The organism is Curtobacterium sp. MCBD17_040 (genome assembly GCF_003234805.2).
Lineage (GTDB): Bacteria > Actinomycetota > Actinomycetes > Actinomycetales > Microbacteriaceae > Curtobacterium.
This window is the reverse complement of record NZ_CP126273.1, coordinates 1,291,765-1,313,417: the sequence shown is the minus strand read 5'-3', so window position 1 is coordinate 1,313,417 and position 21,653 is coordinate 1,291,765. Positions and strand designations below refer to the sequence as shown.

General features: G+C 71.1%; 17 protein-coding genes. All 17 read right to left on the bottom strand.

Translation table 11 applies throughout. The features are described from left to right. Positions 1 to 7: 7 nt before the first annotated feature. The 17 genes from dnaE to DEI94_RS06170 all read right to left on the bottom strand — a co-directional run bounded on the left by dnaE (position 8) and on the right by DEI94_RS06170 (position 21,647). Positions 8 to 3,481 carry a DNA polymerase III subunit alpha gene (dnaE, locus tag DEI94_RS06250; RefSeq protein WP_375342161.1) on the bottom strand — a complete coding sequence of 1,158 codons (3,474 nt, stop codon included), beginning with the start codon at positions 3,479 to 3,481 and terminating at the stop codon, positions 8 to 10. A 134-nt stretch (positions 3,482 to 3,615) separates the two neighbouring features. Continuing rightward, positions 3,616 to 4,539, bottom strand: coding sequence for an RluA family pseudouridine synthase (locus DEI94_RS06245; RefSeq protein ID WP_111008642.1), 924 nt, complete (start codon positions 4,537 to 4,539; stop codon positions 3,616 to 3,618). After that, positions 4,536 to 5,297 carry a signal peptidase II gene (lspA, locus tag DEI94_RS06240; protein WP_258377960.1) on the bottom strand — a complete coding sequence of 254 codons (762 nt, stop codon included), beginning with the start codon at positions 5,295 to 5,297 and terminating at the stop codon, positions 4,536 to 4,538. Before lspA ends, DEI94_RS06245 begins: the two co-directional genes overlap by 4 nt. A gap of 2 nt (positions 5,298 to 5,299) precedes the next feature. Further along, complete coding sequence (locus DEI94_RS06235; protein ID WP_111026122.1) at positions 5,300 to 5,992, bottom strand: DivIVA domain-containing protein; 693 nt, start codon at positions 5,990 to 5,992, stop codon at positions 5,300 to 5,302. 176 nt (positions 5,993 to 6,168) lie between these two features. Then, the gene (locus DEI94_RS06230) at positions 6,169 to 6,465 is read right to left on the bottom strand and encodes a YggT family protein (RefSeq protein ID WP_111026123.1); all 297 of its coding nucleotides are present in this window, start codon (positions 6,463 to 6,465) and stop codon (positions 6,169 to 6,171) included. A 79-nt stretch (positions 6,466 to 6,544) separates the two neighbouring features. Beyond that, positions 6,545 to 7,078, bottom strand: a complete 534-nt coding sequence (locus DEI94_RS06225) for a cell division protein SepF (RefSeq protein WP_111008639.1) — start codon at positions 7,076 to 7,078, stop codon at positions 6,545 to 6,547. A gap of 43 nt (positions 7,079 to 7,121) precedes the next feature. Beyond that, positions 7,122 to 7,850, bottom strand: coding sequence for a YggS family pyridoxal phosphate-dependent enzyme (locus tag DEI94_RS06220; RefSeq protein WP_258377961.1), 729 nt, complete (start codon positions 7,848 to 7,850; stop codon positions 7,122 to 7,124). After that, a complete protein-coding gene (gene ftsZ, locus DEI94_RS06215) occupies positions 7,847 to 9,001 on the bottom strand; it encodes a cell division protein FtsZ (protein WP_111008637.1) in 1,155 nt (384 codons plus the stop codon). The genes DEI94_RS06220 and ftsZ overlap by 4 nt, the downstream gene beginning before the upstream one ends. Positions 9,002 to 9,173: 172 nt before the next feature. Next, positions 9,174 to 10,346: a cell division protein FtsQ/DivIB gene (locus DEI94_RS06210; protein WP_111026125.1), complete on the bottom strand. Its 1,173-nt coding sequence runs from the start codon at positions 10,344 to 10,346 to the stop codon at positions 9,174 to 9,176. Continuing rightward, positions 10,343 to 11,776, bottom strand: a complete 1,434-nt coding sequence (gene murC, locus DEI94_RS06205) for a UDP-N-acetylmuramate--L-alanine ligase (protein ID WP_111008635.1) — start codon at positions 11,774 to 11,776, stop codon at positions 10,343 to 10,345. The genes DEI94_RS06210 and murC overlap by 4 nt, the downstream gene beginning before the upstream one ends. Next, positions 11,773 to 12,873 (bottom strand): UDP-N-acetylglucosamine--N-acetylmuramyl-(pentapeptide) pyrophosphoryl-undecaprenol N-acetylglucosamine transferase, encoded by a 1,101-nt coding sequence (locus DEI94_RS06200; protein ID WP_111026126.1) that lies wholly within the window; start codon positions 12,871 to 12,873, stop codon positions 11,773 to 11,775. The genes murC and DEI94_RS06200 overlap by 4 nt, the downstream gene beginning before the upstream one ends. Continuing rightward, positions 12,870 to 14,201: a putative lipid II flippase FtsW gene (ftsW, locus tag DEI94_RS06195; RefSeq protein WP_111008633.1), complete on the bottom strand. Its 1,332-nt coding sequence runs from the start codon at positions 14,199 to 14,201 to the stop codon at positions 12,870 to 12,872. Before ftsW ends, DEI94_RS06200 begins: the two co-directional genes overlap by 4 nt. Next, positions 14,146 to 15,708, bottom strand: coding sequence for a UDP-N-acetylmuramoyl-L-alanine--D-glutamate ligase (gene murD / locus DEI94_RS06190; protein WP_111026127.1), 1,563 nt, complete (start codon positions 15,706 to 15,708; stop codon positions 14,146 to 14,148). The genes ftsW and murD overlap by 56 nt, the downstream gene beginning before the upstream one ends. Further along, positions 15,705 to 16,811, bottom strand: a complete 1,107-nt coding sequence (gene mraY, locus DEI94_RS06185; protein WP_111008631.1) for a phospho-N-acetylmuramoyl-pentapeptide-transferase — start codon at positions 16,809 to 16,811, stop codon at positions 15,705 to 15,707. The genes murD and mraY overlap by 4 nt, the downstream gene beginning before the upstream one ends. Then, positions 16,808 to 18,274 (bottom strand): UDP-N-acetylmuramoyl-tripeptide--D-alanyl-D-alanine ligase, encoded by a 1,467-nt coding sequence (locus tag DEI94_RS06180; RefSeq protein WP_111026128.1) that lies wholly within the window; start codon positions 18,272 to 18,274, stop codon positions 16,808 to 16,810. Before DEI94_RS06180 ends, mraY begins: the two co-directional genes overlap by 4 nt. Continuing rightward, positions 18,271 to 19,851: a Mur ligase family protein gene (locus tag DEI94_RS06175; protein WP_111008931.1), complete on the bottom strand. Its 1,581-nt coding sequence runs from the start codon at positions 19,849 to 19,851 to the stop codon at positions 18,271 to 18,273. The genes DEI94_RS06180 and DEI94_RS06175 overlap by 4 nt, the downstream gene beginning before the upstream one ends. Before the next feature lie 14 nt (positions 19,852 to 19,865). After that, positions 19,866 to 21,647, bottom strand: coding sequence for a peptidoglycan D,D-transpeptidase FtsI family protein (locus tag DEI94_RS06170; RefSeq protein ID WP_258377962.1), 1,782 nt, complete (start codon positions 21,645 to 21,647; stop codon positions 19,866 to 19,868). Positions 21,648 to 21,653 lie beyond the last annotated feature (6 nt).

Genomic DNA, 21,653 nt, shown 5'->3' with positions numbered 1-21,653 from the left:
GCGCAGGTCACACGAGACAGGACGGTCCGAGCAGGCTCTTCAGCTCGCCGAAGAGATCCGGCGTCAACGCGACCGGGAACGGGATCTCGAAGGTGCGCGCGGCGTCCTCCTTGAGGAGCCGGAGTCGCACCTCGGTGTCCCCGTGATGACGGCCGAGCACCTTCGCCAGCTCGGAGACGGTCTCGGTCGTCGCACGCCGTTCCGGCAACGACAGCGTGAGCGGCCCCGAGCCCATGGCGTCGCCGACGTTCGGCGCGAACATGCTCACCGCGTGCAGGCTCTTGCCGTCGTCGCGCACGCTCACCCGACCCCGCAGGACGACGATGGCGTCCGCCTGGAGCATCGGGCCGAACTCCTGGTATGTCTTGCCGAGGAACATGACGCCGATCTCGCCGGCGAAGTCCTCGATCTGCACGATGCCGTACGGGTTGCCCGAGTTCTTCGACACCCGGTGCTGCACGCTCGTCAGGAGCCCGGCGACCGTCACGGTCTCGCCGTCGATGTGGTCCTCGGCCGCGACGATGTCGGCGATCGACATCGACGCGTGCTTGGCGAGCTCGACCTCGAGGCCGGCGAGCGGGTGGTCGGACACGTAGAGACCGAGCATGTCGCGCTCGAAGGCGAGCTTGTCACGCTTCGACCACTCCGGCCGCTCGGGCACCTGTGACACGGGCGCGGCGGTCTCGGCGACCTCCGCGAACAAGCTGTCGAAGTCGAACCCGACGTTGCCGTTCGCCTCGTCGCGCTTGATCTTGACCGCGGCCTCGACCGCACCCTCGTGGATCTCGACGAGCGCACGCCGGGTGTCACCGAGCGAGTCGAACGCACCGGCCTTGATGAGGGACTCCACGGTGCGCTTGTTCGCGGCGGTGATCGGGATCTTGCGGAGGAAGTCGTGGAAGGACTCGAAGCGCCCCTTCTGCCCACGGGCCTCCACGATCGCGTCGACGACGTTGAAGCCGACGTTGCGCACGGCGCCCATGCCGAACCGGATGTCCTCGCCGACGGCGGCGAAGAACCCGATCGACTCGTTGACGTCGGGCGGCATGACCTTGATGCCCATGCGCCGACACTCGTTGAGGTACAGCGCGAGCTTGTCGCGGGCGTCGCCGACGCTGGTCAGCAGCGCCGCCATGTACTCCGCCGGGTAGTGCGCCTTGAGGTACGCCGTCCAGTAGGACACGACCCCGTACGCCGCCGAGTGCGCCTTGTTGAACGCGTAGTCGGAGAAGGGCAACAGGATGTCCCACAGCGTCTTGATGGCCGCGTCGGAGTAACCGTTGTCCTTCATGCCCTGCTCGAAGCCCGCGTACTGCTTGTCGAGCTCGGACTTCTTCTTCTTGCCCATCGCCCGCCGCAGGATGTCGGCCTGACCGAGCGAGAACCCGGCCACCCGCTGCGCGATGGCCATGACCTGCTCCTGGTAGATGATCAGGCCGTAGGTCGTGTCGAGGATGTCGGCGAGCGGTTCGGCGAGCTCCGGGTGGATGGGCGTGATCTCCTGCTCGCCGTTCTTGCGCAGGGCGTAGTTCGTGTGCGAGTTCGCACCCATCGGCCCCGGGCGGTACAGCGCGATGAGCGCGGAGATGTCCTCGAAGTTGTCGGGGCGCATGAGCCGGAGGAGCCCGCGCATCGGACCGCCGTCGAGCTGGAACACGCCGAGCGTGTCGCCCCGCTGCAGCAGCGCGTAGGCCTCGGGGTCGTCGAGGGTGAGCGACTCGAGGTCGAGGTCGGTCCCCCGGTTCATCTTGATGTTGTCGATGGCGTCGCTGATGATCGTGAGGTTGCGGAGCCCGAGGAAGTCCATCTTGATCAGCCCGAGCGACTCCGCAGCCGGGTAGTCGAACTGCGTGACGATCTGGCCGTCCTGCTCGCGCTTCATGATCGGGATGATGTCGATGAGCGGATCGCTCGACATGATCACGCCGGCCGCGTGCACACCCCACTGTCGCTTCAGGCCCTCGAGCCCCAGGGCGGTGTCGAAGACCGTCCGGGCCTCGGGGTCCGACTCGACGACGGCGCGGACGTCCGCGGCCTCCTTGTAGCGCGGGTGGTCGCGGTCGAAGATGCCCGTGAGCGGGATGTCCTTGCCCATCACGGGCGGCGGCATCGCCTTCGTGAGCTTCTCGCCCATGCCGAACGGGAACCCCAGGACGCGCGAGGAGTCCTTGAGGGCCTGCTTCGCCTTGATCGTGCCGTACGTGACGATCTGCGCGACGCGTTCGTCGCCGTACTTCTCGGTGACGTACTTGATCGCCTCACCGCGGCGACGGTCGTCGAAGTCGACGTCGAAGTCGGGCATCGAGACGCGGTCCGGGTTGAGGAACCGCTCGAAGATCAGACCGTGCGCCAGTGGGTCGAGGTCGGTGATGCGCATGGCGTAGGCGGCCATGGACCCGGCACCGGAACCGCGGCCCGGCCCGACGCGGATGCCGTTGTCCTTCGACCAGTTGATGAAGTCCGCGACGACGAGGAAGTACCCCGGGAACCCCATCTGCGTGATGATGCCGACCTCGTAGTCCGCCCGCTTCCGCACGGCGTCCGGGATGCCGTCCGGGTAGCGGTAGTGCAGCCCCTTCTCGACCTCCTTGACGAACCAGGACTCCTCGTTCTCGCCCTCGGGCGTCGGGAACCGCGGCATGTAGTTCGCCGAGGTGTCGAACTCGACGTCGCACCGCTCGGCGATCGCCAGGGTGTTGTCGCAGGCGTCCGGGTGGTCGCGGAACAGGTGCCGCATCTGTGCCGGGGTCTTGAGGTAGAACTCGTCCGCGTCGAACTTGAACCGGTTCGGGTCGTTCAGCGTCGACCCGGACTGCACGCAGAGCAGCGCCGCGTGCGAGGTGGCGTCGCCCGCGTGCGTGTAGTGCAGGTCGTTCGTGGCGACGAGCGGGAGGCCGAGGTCCTTGGCGAGGCGGATCAGGTCCGTCATGATCCGACGCTCGATGCCGAGCCCGTGGTCCATGATCTCGCAGAAGTAGTTGTCGGCGCCGAAGATGTCGCGGTAGTCGGCCGCGGCCCGGACGGCCTCGTCGTACTGCCCCAGGCGCAGCCGCGTCTGGACCTCGCCCGAGGGGCACCCGGTGGTCGCGATGAGACCCTTGGCGTACGTCGACAGGAGCTCGCGGTCCATGCGCGGCTTGAAGTAGTAGCCCTCGATCGAGGCGCGGGAGGACAACCGGAAGAGGTTGTGCATGCCCTCGGTGGTCTCGGCGAGCAGCGTCATGTGCGTGTACGCGCCGGCACCGGAGACGTCGTCGCCGCCGCCGTCGCCCCATCGGATCCGGGTCTTGTCGCTCCGGTGGGTGCCGGGCGTGATGTAGGCCTCGGTCCCGATGATGGGCTTGACCCCGGCACCACGAGCCGTCTTCCAGAAGTCGAACGCGCCGAACATGTTGCCGTGGTCGGTCACGGCGACCGCCGGCATGCCCTGCGCGGCGGTCTCGCCGACGAGCTGTCCGATCCGCGCCGCGCCGTCGAGCATGGAGTACTCGCTGTGCACGTGCAGGTGGACGAAGGAGTCGCTGTCCGCCACGGAACCTCCGGCGATCGATGCTCTGACCTGGTCCGGGAATCGTAACGGGCACGGACGACATCGCGCGGTCGGGCCGCGCGGGTTCAGCCCTCGCGGACGAGTTCCAGGGCGTGTCGCAGGTCGTCCGGGTACGCCGCCTCGAACTCGACCCAGACGCCCGTGCGGGGGTGCTCGAAGCCGAGCCGGACGGCGTCGAGCCACTGCCGCGTCAGCCCGAGTTCCGCGCTGAGCACCGGGTCGGCGCCGTACGTCGTGTCCCCGACGCACGGGTGCCGGGTGGCTGCCATGTGGACGCGGATCTGGTGGGTCCGGCCGGTCTCCAGGTGGACCTCGAGCAGTGTCGCCGCACGGAACGCCTCGAGGGTCTCGTAGTGCGTCACGCTGGGCTTGCCGTCCGCGACGACCGCGAACTTCCAGTCGCTCGAGGGGTGGCGGCCGATGGGAGCGTCGATGGTGCCGGAGGTGGGATCGGGATGCCCCTGCACGAGCGCGTGGTAGACCTTGTCGACCGTCCGCTCCTTGAACGCGCGCTTGAGCGCCGTGTACGCCAGCTCCGTCTTGGCCACGACCATGAGGCCGCTCGTCCCGACGTCGAGCCGGTGCACGATGCCCGCGCGTTCCGCCGCACCCGAGGTCGCGATCGTGAACCCCGCCGCCGCGAGGCCGCCGGGCACCGTCGGCCCGTCCCAGCCCGGCGACGGGTGCGCCGCGACACCGACCGGCTTGTCCACGACCACGATGTCCTCGTCGTCGTACACGATCGTCATGCCGGGCACCGCCATCGGGACGACCCGCGGCGACTCCTTCGGCGACCACTCGACCTCGAGCCAGCTGTCGGCGTGCAGGCGGTCCGACTTGTCGACGACGACACCGTCGACCCGGACGCCGCCGGCGGCGACGACGTCCGCGGCGAACGACCGGCTGAACCCCAGCAGTTTGGCGATGGCCGCGTCGACACGCTCGCCCGCGAGCCCGTCGGGCACGGGCAGGCTGCGCGACTCGCTCACGTCGCGTCGTGCCCGAGCGACGGCCTGGAGGCCCGGTCCCCGTCCGCCGGTCCGCCCGCGGTCGCGTCGGGTGCGGCCCCCACGGCGGACGTCGCCTCGCTCGTGACCGCGGTGGCTCCCCCGTCCGTGGCCGGCGCCGCCCCGGGGACGCGCCCCTGGGCCTCCCGGTCGTCCGTGCCGGCACGGTCGTCGGCGCCGGCGCGGGCGGCCCGGGTCCGCTTGGACGGCGTCCGCGTGCCGTCGAGGTTCACGCCGAGCAGCGTGAGCACGACGAAGATCGCCATGCTGATGCAGATGAACGAATCGGCGATGTTGTAGATCGCCGGCATCATCCACGGGGTGTAGATGAAGTCGACCACCTGGCCGCGCCCGAAGCCCGGCGGCCGCGTCAGGCGGTCCGTCAGGTTCCCGAGGGCACCGCCGAGCAACATGCCGAAGAGCACGGCCCACCAGAGGGAGCGGATGCGCCGCGCCGTGATCACGATCGCGACGACCACCGCGGCGGCGACGATCGAGAAGATCCAGGTCTGACCCGTGGCGAACGAGAACGCGGCGCCGGGGTTCGTGACGTAGTGCAGCTGCAGCAGCCCGCCGAGCACCGGCACGGTCGCGCCGTAGGTCAGGTGGGCGACGACGAGGGCCTTGACGACCTGGTCGAGTGCGTAGACGCAGACAGCGGCGAAGGCCAGTGCCGCGATCGCGCGGACACTGACCTTCGCCGGACGTTCGGCTGGTGCAGCCGGATGGGGCTGGGGCAACGTCAGTTGGACCCGAAGCCCTGCGCCGACGCCGGCGCGGGCTGGAACCCGCTGGGCTGCTCGTTGCTCGCGCTGTCGAGTTCCTGCAGCTGGCCCTGGATGTAGTTCTTGAGCTGCGCGCGGTACTCACGCTCGAACGTGCGGAGCTCCTCGATGCGACCTTCGAGCTGCTTGCGCTCCTGCTCATAGGTCGACACACGCTGCCGCTGCTGCTGCTCCGCGTCGGCGAGGATCTGGCGCTGCTGCGCCTCGGCCTCGGAGACGAGACGCGCGGCGGTGGCGTGACCCTCGGCGATGAGGGCGTCACGCTTCTCGACGCCCTCGCGGACGTGCTCCTCGTGCAGGCGACGGGCGAGCTGCAGGAGGCTCGAGGTGCCCTCGGTCTCGTCGTCGGTCGTGGTCGTCGTGGGGGCGGCGGCGGCGACGGGCGCCGGAGCGGGGGTCGGCTCCGGTGCGGCGGCGACGGGCGCCGGCTCCGGGGTCGGCTCGGGCTGCGGGGCCGGCGCGGGCGTCTCGGCGGCGCGGGCCTCGGCGGCGCTGAGGCGCTGGCGCAGCTCCTCGTTCTCCTGCCCGAGACGACGCAGTTCCACGACGACCTCGTCGAGGAAGTCGTCGACCTCGTCCTGGTCGTAGCCCTCGCGGAACTTCGTCGGCTGGAACCGCTTGTTGACTACGTCTTCCGGCATCAAAGCCATTGCCGTCACCTCAATAGAACTGCTGATCGTGTGGAACCGAACGGTCACGACCGAACCTACCAGCCGTGACCTCCGGTGCGGATGCGCGCATGACGCGCATCGGGTCCCGACCACCGTACACCGCCGGTCGGCCGCACCCCCTGCGGCGCCCGGTGTGGCGCGGGTCGGACGCGCGGTCAGGCGATGGCGAAGCGCTCCGTGACGCCCATCAGGATGATCACGAGGAGCATCACGATGCTCCATCCGAAGTCGAGCGCGACCGCACCCATGCGCATCGGCGGGAGCACCCGTCGGACGGCGCGGATGGGCGGGTCGGTGACCCCGAACACGACCTCGGCGATGACGAGCACGGCTCCGCGGGGCCGCCAGGACCGGTTGAAGGTCCGCAGCAGGTCGAGCACGAACCGCGCCCACATCATGAAGAAGTAGATCAGGAGCAGCAGGTGCAGGATGCTCGCGACGAGGGACACCATCGGGGCTGATCAACTCGCTCGGTCGGGGCGGGCGCCGGGGCCGGTGTGGACCCGGCGGAGGATGCGCGGGGAGCGGTCCTCAGGACTGGGCGAAGAAGGACGCCTCGATGTCGGACTCTACCTCAGCGGGCTCGCCGCTCACCGCGACGTGCGCCGGCGACAGCAGGAACACCTTGCTCGTGACGCGCTCGATCTTGCCGTAGAGGCCGAGCGACAGGCCACTCGCGAAGTCGATCATGCGACGCGCGTCGCCCTCGGTCATCTGGGTGAGGTTGATGATCACGGGGATGCCGTCGCGGAAGCTCTCGGCGATGGACTGCGCGTCCTTGTACTCGCGGGGGTGGACGGTGAGGATCTCGTTCATTTCCTGGACCGGGGTCGCCTTCTGTGCGTGGGCGCGTCGGAGCGGGGTCACCTGCGCGCGCTGCTGGTTCTGGGTCGCGACGGACGCGACGGGTGACTGGGTGGGCGCGGGCGGAGCCGCCTGGACGGCGGGCTGGGTCGCGACCGCGGTCGGCTGGGAGGGCGCGGCCTGGGCGGCCGGCTCGTCGTACTCGACGTCCTCGTCGGCGAGGCCGAGGTACACCATCGTCTTGCGCAGCGGGTGGGCCATGGTTCCTCCGGGTGGTGGGTGCTCGTGCGTGTCCAGTGCGAGATTAACGAGGAGCCGGGCGGTTTCCGGTGATTGCCGTCCCGATCCGAAGGTGTGTCGCGCCCTCGAGCACGGCGTCGGGGTAGTCGCCGCTCATGCCGGCGGAGATCGCGGTCGCCGACGGCGCCACGGCACGCACGCGCTCGGAGATCGCGCGGAGCCGGGCGAACGCCCGACGGGGCTCCTCGTCGAGCGGAGCGACGGCCATGACGCCGCGCAGGCGGACGCCGCCGGATGCCAGCACCTGCTCGACGAGTGCGTCGACCTCGGACGGCTGAGCGCCACCGCGTGCGGGATCGGTCGTCAGGTTCACCTGGACGAAGCCGTCGATCACCCGCGGGTGCGGCTCACCCTCCGTCGGTGCGAGCGCGTCGACGACACTGGCCCGGTCGAGCGACTGCACGACGTCCGCGTAGCGACGGACCTGCCGCGCCTTCTTGCTCTGGAGCTGGCCCACGAAGTGCCAGCGCAGCGACAGGTCGGCGAGCTCGGCCGCCTTGGCCTGCGCCTCCTGGTGCCGGTTCTCCCCCACGTCGGTGACGCCGAGTGCGGCCAGGGACCGGACGAGTGCAGCCGGGTGGTACTTCGTGACGACGACGAGCGTCAGCTCGTCGACGCCGCGCCCCGCGGCTCGCGCGGCGTCGGCGATGCCGCTGCGGACGGAGCCGAGCCGTTCCTCCAGACCGGGTTCCCCGGACGGGAGGGGCGGCTCGGCCCCGTCCACCCGACTCACTTCAGGAAGTCGGGGACGTCGAGCTCGTCGTCGTCGTCGTCGAAGGCCGGGTCGGCTGCGCGCTGCACGGGCGGCTCGTGCTCCTGCGTCGCCCAGGAGGCGACCGGAGCGGTCTCGTCGTGCGCGTGGCTCGCCGCGACCGGGGCGGTCGTGTCCGGGTCGACGTAGCTCGACCGGCGGTCCTTCTGCTGCTGCCCGGACGGCTCCCCGCCGTCGAAGCCCGCGGCGATGACCGTGACCCGGACCTCGTCGCCGAGGGTGTCGTCGATGACCGCGCCGAAGATGATGTTCGCCTCGGGGTGGACGGCCTCCTGCACCAGGCGGGCGGCGTCGTTGATCTCGAAGATGCCGAGGTTCGACCCACCCTGGATCGAGAGCAGCACGCCGTGCGCACCGTCGATCGAGGCCTCGAGGAGGGGCGACGCGACCGCGAGCTCGGCGGCCTTGATCGCACGGTCCGCGCCGCGTGAGGAACCGATGCCCATGAGTGCCGACCCGGCCCCCTGCATGACGCTCTTGACGTCGGCGAAGTCGAGGTTGATGAGTCCCGGGGTCGTGATGAGGTCGGTGATGCCCTGGACACCGGCCAGGAGCACCTGGTCGGCGGTCGCGAACGCCTCGACCATGCTGATACCGCGGTCGCTGATCTCGAGCAGGCGGTCGTTCGGCACGACGATGAGCGTGTCGACCTCGTCCTTGAGCGTGGCGACGCCGTTCTCGGCCTGCGCCTGACGGCGCTTGCCCTCGAACCCGAACGGCTTCGTGACGACACCGATGGTGAGCGCACCGATCGACTTCGCGATGCGCGCGACGACCGGCGCGCCGCCCGTCCCGGTGCCACCGCCCTCACCCGCGGTGACGAACACCATGTCGGCGCCGGCGAGGGCCTCCTCGATCTCCTCCGCGTGGTCCTCGGCGGCGCGACGGCCGACCTCCGGGTCGGCACCAGCACCGAGCCCACGGGTGATCTCGCGGCCGACGTCGAGCTTGACGTCGGCGTCGCTGAGCAGGAGCGCCTGGGCGTCCGTGTTGATCGCGATGAACTCGACACCGCGGAGACCCAGTTCGATCATGCGGTTGACGGCGTTCACGCCGCCGCCGCCGACGCCGACCACCTTGATGACGGCGAGGTAGTTGTGGTTCGTGGTCACGTTGGTCCGGCCTCCGGTAGTGCTCTCCGAGAGCAAGCCTCAACCTCTGGTTGAAGTTCAGGGATTTTGCTGGTATGGGTACTGCTGACGACGCTAGGGGTGCCCCTCCGAACGAGGGACGACGCCACGCCGCGTGTCGCAGGAGCGACCCGCGAATCGGCGTGCACGCCCATCATCCCGCGGATCGCTGCTGCCGCACGATCCCGTTGTCGGGCGCCGAGACGTCGTACTCCACCTTGCCCGAGGGCGCCTGCGACGTCATCAGTGCCGCGAGGAGCCGGGCCTTCGCGGCGGAGTCGTCGGGACTCCCCCAGACGACCTTCGCACCGGAGTGCAGGGTGAGCGTCACGTCGTCCGACGTGCTCGCGGTCACCTGCGTCACCGTGGAGCGCACCGAGGTGGGCAGCGCCAGCACGACCTCGGTCATCGACCGGAAGGCCGTGCTGCCGAGCTGGGACGGCTGCACCGCCGCGAGCGGCATCTCGGCGGGCTGTTTCGGGTCGGACTCGACGACGATGCCCGCGGGGTCGACGAGGTCGTACCCGGACCCGGTCTTCACCGCCACGATCGGCTCGCGTTCGGTCACCGTGATGACGAGCGTGTGCGGCGGAGCCTCCTCGGTCACGTAGCTCGCGATGAGCGGGAACCCGGCGAGCTGCCGCTTGATGGCACCGAAGTCGATCCGGGCGAGCGGCGTGCCGAGCTGGCCGTCCACCGCGTGGAGCACCTGCTGCCGGTCGACCCGGTCGGTGCCCCGCACCTCGATCGTCCGGAGCGCCATGAGCGGTGAGTACACGGCCACGACGACCGACAGCACGAGCACGAGCAGCACCGCGCCGGATGTCAGCCACGCTGCACGCCGGTGGCGGCTCCGCCGCGTGAACCGACGGACCTCCTGGCGCTCCACCAGACGACGACGGCGGCGGGCCGCGCGGGCCTCGCGAGCGGTCTCGGCGGCGCGGACGCCCGCGCCCAGCGGCCGCTCGTGGTCGACGTGCGGATCCTCGGCGGCCTCGGCGGCCTCGGCGGCCCGTGCGGCACGCGCGGCGGCGCGCTCCTGCGCCACGGGGTCGACGAAGTCCTCGTCCGGGCTCAGAGCACGGAACCGGCCGGCCAGTGCGGTGATGCCCGCGCCGAGCCGCTGACCCGTCGCACCGGTCAAGAGGCTCCGCGCACCATCCGACGGCGCACGGCCCGACGGCGCACGGCCCGGCGTCGCGTCACCCGGCGTCGCACCACCGCCAGCGCTCGCGTCCGTGTCCGACGCGGCACGGTCCTCACGCGGCGGCGCCGGACGCTCCGGGACGGGCAGCGAGCCCGGGTCGAACCCCTCGGGACGCTTCACCGTGCCGGGGCCTCCGCCGCGACTCGGCCGCCGTGCAGGTCGGCGAGCACCTGCGGGATGATCCGGTAGACGTCGCCACAGCTCAGCGTCATGACGATGTCGCCGTCCTCGGCGAGGTCGGCGGCACGGGCTGCCGCCTCGGACCAGTCCGGCAGGTAGTCGACGCGCGACTGGTCGGTGAACCGCTCCTGCACGAGCGCTCCGGTCACCCCGGGCTCCGGGTCCTCACGGGCGCCGTACACGTCGAGCACGACCGTGTGGTCCGCGAGCTCCTCGTAGACGCGGGCGAAGTCCCCGGCCATGAGCCGGGTGCGGGAGTACAGGTGCGGCTGGTGGATCGCGATGACGCGGCCCTCGCCGACGACGCTCCTCGCGGCGCGCAGTGCCACCGCCACCTCGGTCGGGTGGTGCGCGTAGTCGTCGTAGACGCGGACGCCGCGCTCGGTGCCGTGCAATTCGAACCGCCGCTCCGTCCCCCCGAAGGCCTCGACGCCACGGACGGCGTCGGCCGCGTCGACCCCGAGGCCGACGAGCACGGCCACGGCCCCCGCCGCGTTGATCGCGTTGTGCCGCCCGGGTACCCGCAGCGCCAGGGGGTGTGCGACGCCCGCGACGTGGACCACGGCCTGCACGCCCGCGGTCTCGACGACATCGGTCACGCGGACGTCGGCGTCGTCGGCCTCACCGAACGTGACGATGGACGGTGCGTGCGCGGTCGCCCGGACACCGGCCGTGACGCGTCGCGCTCCGGCGTCGTCGCTCGAGATCACCACCCGCTCGGACGCGCGCGAGGCGAACGTCACGAACGCGTCGATGAACGCGTCCTCACTGCCGTAGTGGTCGAGGTGGTCGGCGTCGACGTTGGTGACGAGGGCGATCGCGGTGTCGTAGAGCAGGAACGAGCCGTCGGACTCGTCCGCCTCGACGACGAAGGTGTCACTCGCACCGCTGCCCGAGCTGACACCGAGGGACTGGATGACGCCGCCGTTGACGAAGTTCGGGTCGAGGCCGAGCTCCACCAGGGCCGTGACGATCATGCCGGTCGACGTCGTCTTGCCGTGCGCGCCCGCGACCGCGACGAGCCGCCGGCCCGCGATGAGCGCTGCGAGGGCCTGCGAGCGGTGCATGACCGGCAGACCGCGACGCCGGGCCTCCAGGAGTTCCGGGTTGTCGGGCCACAACGCACTCGTGACGACGACCGTGTCGGCGTCACCGACGTTCGCGGCGTCGTGGCCGATGCGGACGTCGGCACCGAGTTCGCGCATGCGTCCCGTCGTCGCGGACTCCCGGGAGTCCGACCCGGTGACCCGGTGCCCGGCGGCGAGGAACATCCGTGCGATGCCGCTCATGCCGGAACCACCGATGCCGATGAAGTGCACGGTGCCGAAGTCGTCGGGGATCGGTTGCGACAGGTCGGGCTTGATGGTCATGGTTCCTCCGTCCGTCCCGCGTCGCGCCCGCGGAGCGCGTCGATCACGAGGTCCGTCATGCGATCGGCGCCGTCGCGGTGTCCGACGCTGCCCGCGCGCACCGCCATGTCCGCGATCCGCGCCCGGTCCTGGAGGATCCCGAGCAGGTCGAACGTCACCCACTCGGGCAGGAACGCCTCGTCCGCCACCAGGACCGCGCCGCCGGCCTCGACGACGTCGCGGGCGTTCAGCCGCTGCTCGCCGTTGCCGACAGGATACGGCACGAGCACGCTCGGCAGGCCGACGGCGGTGAGCTCGCAGACCATCCCCGCGCCCGATCGGGAGACCACGAAGTCCGCGGCGGCCATGGCGAGGTCCATGCGGTCGCAGTACTGCAGGACGTGGTACCCCTCGAGCGACGAGGGGCCGATGTCGGACTTCGCGCCCACGATGTGCAGGATCTGCCACCCCACCCCGAGCACGGCGGCCGCGGCGCGGTGGACGGTCTCGTTGATCCGTCGCGCGCCGGAAGAGCCTCCGGTCACGAGCAGCACCGGGCGCGCGGGGTCGAGACCGAACGCGGCCAGCCCCTCGGCGCGGGCGGCGCGTCGGTCGAGCGTCTCGATCTCGCGCCGGAGCGGCATGCCGACGAGGCGGGCGTGCGGGAGGCGCGTGTTCGAGAACGTGGTGCCGACGTGGTCGGTGAAGCGCGCGGCGAGGCGGTTGGCGAGCCCCGCACGGGCGTTCGCCTCGTGCACCACGAGCGGGACGCCCGTCCGCCGTGCGGCGATGTAGGCCGGCGCGGCGGCGTACCCGCCGACGCCGAACACGACGTCGATGCCGCGATCCCGGATCAGGGCCTCGGTGTGGGCCACGGTGCGCCGGAAGGCGCCGGGGAACCGGACAGCCGCCGCGTTCGGACGGCGCGGGAACGGCAGGCGCGGGATGGTCGCCAACTCGTAGCCGCGCAGGGGGACGAGCCGCGCCTCCAGGCCCTCGGCCGTGCCGAGCACGAGCACGTCGTCGTCCGGACGACGCTCGCGCAGCCGGTCGGCGACGGCGAGGAGCGGGTTGACGTGCCCCGCCGTGCCTCCGCCCGCGAAGAGGAAGCGGCTCACCGAGCACCCCGTCCGGGGTTCGCGACCCGGCCGGCACGCGCCGCCGCGGCCGCCGCGGATCGCTGCGCCGCGACGAGGTGCCCGTCCACGGGTACTGCGGTGTCGGCGTCCGGAGCCACGCGGGCGAAGGACAGGACGACGCCGATCGCGACGAGCGTCATGATGAGCGCCGAGCCACCCGCGGATATCAACGGCAACGGCACGCCGAGCACGGGCAGGAGGCCGAGCACCACGGCGATGTTGACGAGTGCCTGCCCGACGATCCACACCATCACCGCGCCGGTCACCGTCCGCACGAACGGGTCGCGGGAGGTCCGGATCACCTTGACGAACCCGATCGCGAGGACCACGAAGAGGACGAGCACGACGATCGCGCCGATGAGCCCGAGCTCCTCGCCGATGATCGCGAAGATGAAGTCGTTGTCCGCCTCGGGCAGCCACGACCACTTGAGCTTCGAGTTGCCGAGGCCGACACCGAACACCCCGCCGGACGCGAGCGCCCACATGCCGTGCACGGGCTGCCAGCAGAGGTCCTGGTACTGGTTCGAGTTCGTGCAGCCCGACAGCCAGGCGCTGATCCGGGACGACCGCGAACTCGACGACATCGTGAGGAACGGGACGACCACCGCGATCGCGAGCACGCCCACCCCGAGGTGCCGCAGGCGGGCGCCGCCGATGAACAGCGCACCGAACACGAGCAGCATCATGATGATCGCGGTCCCGAGGTCCTTGCCGACGAGGACGAGCCCGATCGAGCCGAGCGCCGCGAGCCCCACGGGGATGAAGACCTCGCGCCAGTCGTCGAGCTTGTCCCGCTTGGCGTAGATGATCGCACCGATGCCGAGCGCGAGGGCGAGCTTGAGGATCTCGGACGGCTGCGCGGTGAAGGAGCCGATCCGGATCCAGTTCCGGTTGCCCTGGATCGAGTACCCGAGCGGTGTGAGCACGACGAGCGCCTGCACGACCAGGCCCGCGACGACGATCCGCATCGCCCACTTCCGCCAGAAGCGCACCGACAGCCGCGATGCGACGAGCATGAGCGGGACGCCGATCACGGCGTACATGCCCTGTCGCGTGAAGGCCCCGAAGAAGTCCTTCGTGGCCGCGTACTGCTCGACGCTCGACGAGGACAGGACCATGACCACGCCGAACACGACGAGGAACAGGGTCACCCCGAGGATCGTGTAGAACGCGCCCGTCTCAGCGACGAACAGCTGGCGGACCGCGACCACGGCCCCGTTCGCGCGTCGAGCGGCCGCACCGGCAGACCGGTCACCGCCCCCGGTCCGGGTCGTCCCCGTGCGGACGGTCGTCGGCGGGTTCGCCATCGGCGTCTCCTCCCAGGTGCTCGTGGACGGCCGCCGCGAACCGGCGCCCCCGGTCCGCGTAGGAGCCGAACTGGTCGAACGACGCGGCAGCCGGGGCGAGGAGGACCGTGTCGCCGGGTCGTGCGACCGCGGCGGCATGCCGGACCGCCTCGGGCATGACCTGCTCAGTGTCCGATGCGAGGACCTCGACGAGGGGCACATCGGGCGCGTGTCGTGCGAATGCCGCGAGCACCGGTGCGCGGTCCGTCCCGATCACGACGGCCGCACGCACCTCGGGTCCGAACCGGGCCACGAGGTCGTCGACGTCGACGCCCTTGAACAGGCCGCCGACGATCCACACCACGTCCTCGAAGGCCGCGAGGGACGCCGTTGCAGCGTGGGGGTTCGTCGCCTTGGAGTCGTCGACCCAGCGCACGCCGTCGGCGACCGCCACGAGCTCCGTGCGGTGGTGGTCGGGACGGAACCCCCGGACCGCCTGACGGATGTCGGCGGGCGTCACATCACCGGCCCGGGCGAGCGCCGCCGCCGCGAGCACGTTCATCGTCATGTGCGGCGACGCGAGGCCGGCGAGCTCGAGGTCCGCCTGCGCGGCCAGTTCGAGCGCGGCGTTCCGCCGGTCGTCGAGGAACGCACGGTCGCACAGCACGTCCTCGACCACCCCGACGTCGCCCGGCGCCGGGACGCCCGGGGTGAACCCGACGGCACGGCACCCCTCGACGACGTCGGCGTCCTCGACCATGCGCCGCGTGGCCTCGTCGACGACGTTGTAGACGCACGCGACGACGGTGTTCGCGTAGACCTTCGCCTTGGCGTCCCGGTAGGCCGCGGCGGATCCGTGCCACTCGAGGTGGTCGTCGGCGAGGTTGAGGCACGTGGACGCGAGGGGCACGACGGCGCCCGGTCCGGTCGTCGGCATGCTGTGCAGCTGGTGGCTCGAGAGCTCGACGACCAGCACGTCGTACCCGTCCGGGTCGCGGACGACGTCGAGCACGGGAACGCCGATGTTGCCGCAGGCCGCGGCACGCCAGCCCCCGGCCGCGTACATCGCCTGGGTGAGCTGCGTCGTGGTCGTCTTGCCGTTCGTCCCGGTGATGAGCACCCACGGCGCGGGTCCACTCGGACGCACCACCTTGTCGCGGACGCGCCAGGCGAGTTCGATGTCGCCCCAGACCGTGCTGTGCTCGACGGCCCAGGCGAGCGTCGGGTTGGACGGCGGCAACCCGGGTGACGCGACGACGAGGTCCGGGGCGGCGACGACGAGCTCGTCCGGCACGGTCGCCAGGGAGGTCCGCACGAACCGCGCGCCGATCACGCCGAGCAGCTCGACGCGGTCCTCCGGGGCGTCCTCGGACCACACGGTGACCTCGCTGCCGAGTTCGACGAGGGTGTCGGCGACCGAGAACCCGGTGGCGCCGAGCCCGAGCACCGCCACGCGGAGCCCACGCCATCCGGTGGCGTGCCAGCTGGTCAGACCGTCGAGCCGGGAGGCCCGGGTGGGTGCTGTCATGCGTTGGCTCTCGTGATCCACTCGAGGTAGAACAGCCCGACGCCGGCGGCGACACAGAGTCCGGCGATGATCCAGAACCGCACCACGACCGTGACCTCGGCCCAGCCCTTGAGCTCGAAGTGGTGGTGCAGCGGACTCATCAGGAAGATGCGCTTGCCGTGGGTGATCTTGAAGTAGGCCCGCTGCAGGATGACCGAGCCGGTGACGATGAAGAACAGGCCGCCGATGAGGACGAGCAGCAGCTCCGTCCGGCTGAGGATCGCGAGCGCGGCGAGGGCGCCCCCGAGGCCGAGCGAGCCGGTGTCACCGAGGAAGATCTGCGCCGGCGACGTGTTGTACCAGAGGAACCCGATGAGCCCGCCGCAGATCGATGCGGCCACGACCGCCAGGTCGAGCGGGTTCGTCACCCGGTAACACGCATGCACGACGCTGTCGTCGAGTCGCGCTCCGCCGCACTCCTGGTTGTACTGCCAGAAGCCGATGAAGATGTAGGACGCGATCGCGAGGATGCTCGACCCGGTCGCCAGCCCGTCCAGCCCGTCGGCGACGTTGACACCGTTGGACGTGGACACCGTGAGGAACACGATCCACGCGAGGTAGAGCACGGTCCCGATGACGGTGCCGAGGGCCATGAAGTCGAGCCACGGGATGTCCCGTACGGCCGAGATCATCTTGGACGCCGGGTACTGCCCGTGCGCGTTCGGCACGACGAGGGCGACCGTCGCGAAGATCACGCCCACGATGACCTGCCCCAGCACCTTCGCCCAGCCGCCGAGCCCGAGGCTCCGCTGCCGACGCACCTTGAGGAAGTCGTCCACGAACCCGACCACGCCGAGCCCCACCATGAGGAACAGCACGAGCATCCCGGACAGGGTCACGGTGTCGCGGCCGGCGAGGTGCCCCACGAAGTACCCGATGACGGACCCGAGGATCAGGACGATCCCGCCCATGGTGGCCGTCCCGCGCTTGGTGTGGTGGGACTGCGGACCGTCGTCGCGGATGAACTGCCCCCACCCGAGTCGGTGGAAGAGCTTGATGAACAGCGGGGTGAGCAGCAACGTGAACACGAGCGACACCGCCGCGGCGATGAGCAGTGCGATCATGCCGGAACACCTCCGATGCGGTCACCGAGGTGTCGGAGACCGGCGGACTTCGAGGACTTGACCAGGACGACGTCGCCGGGGCGGAGCATGTCCTGCAGGGTACGGACGGCGTCCTCGGCGTCCTCGACGTAGACCGACTCGCCGTCCCACGATCCCTCGAGGGAGGCGGCCTGGTGGATGGGGAGCGCTCCGGGCCCGACGACCAGGAGCTGCCCGATGCCGAGGCGGACGACGAGCCGTCCGACGCGGTCGTGCTCCTCGACGGAGTACTCGCCGAGCTCGGCCATCTCGCCGAGCACCGCGACGGTGCGCTCGCCCGGACGGGCGATCTGCGCGAGCGTCCGGAGCGCGGCGGCCATCGAGTCCGGCGAGGCGTTGTACGCGTCGTTCACGACCGTGACGCCCTCCGGGCCGCCGTGGAGGAGCTCCATCCGCCACCGCTCGGCGCGCGTCATCGTGGCGAGCGCCTCGGCACCGTCGGCGAGCGGGACACCCCACTCGGCGGCGACCGCGAGCGCGGCCGTGGCGTTCATGGCGTGGTGCTCGCCGAGGATGGCGAGGCGGACGGTGACGGTCTCCTCGGCCTGGGTCGGGCCTCCCGGCACCGCCGACGCGTCCGTGCTCCGACGGGTCAGCGTGAACGCGGTGCCGTGCCGGTCGCTCGTCAGGTCCCCGATGCGGTACGCGGCGTCCGGGGAGGTGCCGAAGCCGACGACCCGTGCGGCTGTCAGCGCGCGCATCGAGGCAACGCGGTCGTCGTCGATGTTGAGCACGGCGGTCGCGGTCGACGGCAGGTCGGTCACCATCTCGGACTTCGCGCGCTGGGTCGCCTCGATCCCGCCGAACTCGCCCGCGTGCGCGAGTCCGACCTTGAGGACGACCCCGACGTCCGGCTCGGCGATGCGGACGAGCTTCGCGATGTGCCCGACACCGCTCGCGCCCATCTCGACGACGAGGAACCGCGTGTCGTGTGTGAGTCGCAGCATCGAGATCGGCGCGCCGACGTGGTTGTTGAACGAGCCCTCGGGTGCGACGGTCTCGCCGTGCCGGGACAGGATCGTGCGCAGCATGTTCTTGGTGCTCGTCTTGCCGTTCGAGCCGGTGATGCCCACGACCCGCAGGCGGCCGCCGGCGCGGACCCGGGCGACGACCTCGTGCGCGAGCGCGGCCAACGCGGCGTAGCCGTCCGCGACGACGATCTGGGCGACGTCGGCGTCCGGCCGGCCCGCCACCTCGGTCGCCGTGACGCGCTCGGTGATCACGAGCGCCGCCCCCGCCGACACCGCTGCGGGGACGAACAGGTGGCCGTCGGTCGTCTCGCCGGCGAGGGCGAAGAACACCGACCCGGGCCCGACGAGCCGGGAGTCCGTCTCAACGGAGCCCTCGATGACCCGCTCGGGCGCGCCGGCGACGAGTTCGCCGTCCACCGCCGCGGCGACCTCGGCGAGGGTGAGCGCGATCACCGGCGGGCCTCCCCCGGGGTCCAGCCGGCCTCACGGAGGGCGGCGCGTGCTTCGTCACGGGCGGAGTACTCCGTCCGGACCCCGCGGATGTCGCGGTAGTCCTGGTGTCCCGGTCCCGCCCAGAGGATCGAGTCGCCCTCGCCGGCGAGCGACACGGCGTGCCGGATGGCGGCCTCGGGCGGCGTGACCTCGTACAGCTCGTGGTCCGGGTAGGCCTCGCGTGCGGCGTCGACGAGCGTCTTGCGGATCGACGCCGGGTCCTCGAATCGCGGGTGGTGGTCGGTGACGACGAGCACGTCGCTGCCCGCCGCGGCCACACGGGCCATGTCCGCCCGCTTCGTCGTGTCCCGATCGCCGTCCGCGCCGAAGAGCATGATCACCTTGCCGGGCGTGAACTGCCGGACCGCGGCGAGGGTGTTGAGGAAGGCGTCGGGGCTGTGCCCGAAGTCGACGTAGACGCTGGGTCCCTCGTCGCCGGAGACCCGCTCGGTGCGGCCGGGGAGGTACGCGTCGATACCGCTCGTGCCGTCCTCGTGGCGGAGGGCCTGCTCGATGGCGCCGAGCTCGAACCCGCCTTCGACCAGCATGACGATCGCGAGTGCTGCGTTCGCGGCCATGTGCCACCCGATGAGCGGGACGCGGGTGGTCAACGACCGGCCCTCGGGGCCGGTGAGCCGGAACTCGGTGTACGCGGCAGCGGCCTCGGTGATCTCGACGCGCCACTCGGCCTCGACCTCGGGTCGGACCGTGATCGTCGTGACCGGGATCCGGGACTCGGCGACCACGCGCGCCCCCCACTCCGAGTCGAGCGAGACGACGCCCCGACGCCCGTGTTCGGGTTGGAACAGGGGCAGCTTCGCCTGGAAGTACTCCTCCATGTCGGCGTAGTCGTCGAGGTGGTCGTGGCTGAGGTTCGTGAACGCGACGACGTCGAACACGATGCCGTCGACCCGGTGTCGGCTGAGGGCCTGGGCGCTCACCTCGACGGCGACCGCGCGCACCTCGCTCTCACGCATCCGGGCGAGGAGCGCGTGCATCTCGCTCGCCTCCGGCGTCGTGAGGCGGCTCGTCACGCTGAGCTGCCCGATGTGCCGCTCCGCGGTCGAGCTGAGTCCCGTGACGAGCCCGAGCTGCCCGAGAACCGCCTCGAGCAGGTAGGCGGTGCTCGTCTTGCCGTTCGTGCCGGTCACGGCGAAGAGCTGCGGCAGGTCCTCGGCGTCCTGCGTCGTGCGGTACACCCACGCGGACACGTCCCCGAGCGCCGCGCGCGGGTCCTCGACGACGATCACGGGGAGACCGCTCGGTGCCGCCAGGGCCACCCCGGCGTCGTCCGTCATCACCGCGACGGCACCACGCTCGGCAGCGTCAGCCGCGAACTCGGCCCCGTGACGGTGCGCTCCGTGGACGCCAACGAAGACGTCCCCCGGCTGCACCTCGGCGGCGCTGAGGGTCACGCCGGTGACCTCGATGCCGTCCGACGAACCGACGACGCGCAGGCCGAATGCGTTGACGAGTTCGGCGAGCGGGCGTGCGGCCGGGTGTTCGGGACGGAGGACCGGAGGGATCCGAGCGGACACGTGCTCCTTCTTCCTCACCACGTGGACGGGTAGGTTTTCTCCGCCGTCGTGGAGGGGGTGACGCGGTACTTCTCGAGCACCTGGGACATGAGGGTGTGGAACGCCGGAGCGGCGGAGCTGGAGAACCGATGTCCCGGCCCCGGCTTCGTGAACGTCACCGTGACAACATACTGGGGGTCCTCGGCAGGTGCCATTCCGGCCACCGAGATGATGCGGTCGCTGCCGTACCCGCCACCGTTCGCCACGGCGACCTCGGCGGTCCCGGTCTTGGCGGCCACGTTGTAGCCCGAGATGGGCTGCATGCCGGCGAGCGTGCCCGCGTGGTCGGTCAGGGTGCTCTGCAGCATCTGCACGACCTGGTCGGCCGCCGAGGTGGACACCACGCGCGTCGGCGTGACGTCGGGCTTGTCGGTGACGGTGCCGTCGGCCTGCTCGCACCCCGAGACGAAGTGCAGCGGGATCCGCTCCCCGCCGTTCGCGAGCGTCTGGTAGATGCTCGCGACCTGCAGCGCGGTGGTCGAGATCCCCTGGCCGAACATCGAGTTCATGTTCGTCTGCGGGTCCCACGAGGGCGACGCGGCGTCGGGCCAGGTCGGCTGCCCCGGGAAGGCGATCCCGGACTGCGACTCGAACAGGCCGAACTTGCGCATGTACTCGTACCGCTGCTGGGCGCTGAGCACCTGCCCCGCCTCGGTGATGCCGACGTTCGACGACTGGGCGAGGATCCCGGTCAGGGTCAGGTTCTCGGTGCCGTGGTACTCGGCGTCCGAGATCCTGCCGCCCCACGGGAAGGTCCGCGAGTACGGCACCGACTCCGGGGTGAGCGGCGTCGCCTTGCCGGTGTCGAGGAGGGCCGCCGCGATCGCCGCCTTGATCGTCGACCCCGGCTCGTAGGTCGCGGTGAGGGCCCGCGAGCCGAACGACCCGGTGTCCTTCGTCGCGTCCACGTCGTTCGGGTCGACGCTCGGCCAGTCCGCGATCGCGCGGATCTCCCCGGTCCCGACCTGGACGACCGTCGCGGTGGCCGACTGCGCTCCGAGGGCCTGCGCCTGCTGGGCGATGTCCTGCTGCGCCATGTACTGCAGGTCCTCGTCGATCGTCGTCTCGACGGTCCCGCCGTTCTTCGCCTGCTTCGTCGTGACCGTGCTGCCCGGCAACTGCACGCCGTCCTCGCCGCGCTCGTAGGTCTCGGACCCGTTCGTCGCCGCGAGGCACTTGTCGTACGCCAGCTCGAGCCCCGCCTGCGCCCCGTCCGTGCCCATGAACCCCGTGAGGTTGCCGGCGGCGGCACCGTTCGGGTAGGTCCGCGATGCTTGCTTCTCGGGGTAGACCCAGGGGATGCCGAGCGCTTCGACCGCGCGGTAGTGCCCGACGTCCAACCCCTTGACGAGGTAGGCGAAGTCGGAGTTCGGGGCGGCCGCGATGGCGCGCTTCATGGTGGGGACGTCGCCACCGGACGCCGTCGCGAGCGCCTGGAGCGCCTGCGCGATCGAGACGTGCTTGATCCGGGTCCCGCCGAGCTTGCCCTGGAACGCGTCGACGATGCGGGGCGCCGTCGTGATGTTGTAGCGCGTGACGCTGTCCGCCAGGGGCGTGCCGTCGCGGTCGACGATCGACCCGCGGGTGCCGTACAGCGTCACCGGGATGCTCCGCTTGGCGACGGAGGCCTTGTCGAGCTCGGCCGCCTGCACGACCTGGATGTCGACGAGGCGGACGACGAACACCGCGACGAGTGCCATGATCGCCACCATCGCGACGCTGTAGCGGATGCGTCGGTTCTGGAGGGTCTTCCTCACACTGCG

Bases quoted from the DNA above. Each gene is read 5' to 3' on its own strand.
- mraY (WP_111008631.1), bottom strand. From the start codon at position 16,811: ATGATCGCACTGCTCATCGCCGCGGCGGTGTCGCTCGTGTTCACGTTG.
- DEI94_RS06230 (WP_111026123.1), bottom strand. From the start codon at position 6,465: ATGGTGTCCCTCGTCGCGAGCATCCTGCACCTGCTGCTCCTGATCTAC.
- murD (WP_111026127.1), bottom strand. From the start codon at position 15,708: ATGACAGCACCCACCCGGGCCTCCCGGCTCGACGGTCTGACCAGCTGG.
- murC (WP_111008635.1), bottom strand. From the start codon at position 11,776: ATGACCATCAAGCCCGACCTGTCGCAACCGATCCCCGACGACTTCGGC.
- dnaE (WP_375342161.1), bottom strand. From the start codon at position 3,481: ATGCTCGACGGCGCGGCGCGGATCGGACAGCTCGTCGGCGAGACCGCC.
- DEI94_RS06225 (WP_111008639.1), bottom strand. From the start codon at position 7,078: ATGGCCCACCCGCTGCGCAAGACGATGGTGTACCTCGGCCTCGCCGAC.
- DEI94_RS06235 (WP_111026122.1), bottom strand. From the start codon at position 5,992: ATGGCTTTGATGCCGGAAGACGTAGTCAACAAGCGGTTCCAGCCGACG.
- ftsW (WP_111008633.1), bottom strand. From the start codon at position 14,201: ATGGCGAACCCGCCGACGACCGTCCGCACGGGGACGACCCGGACCGGG.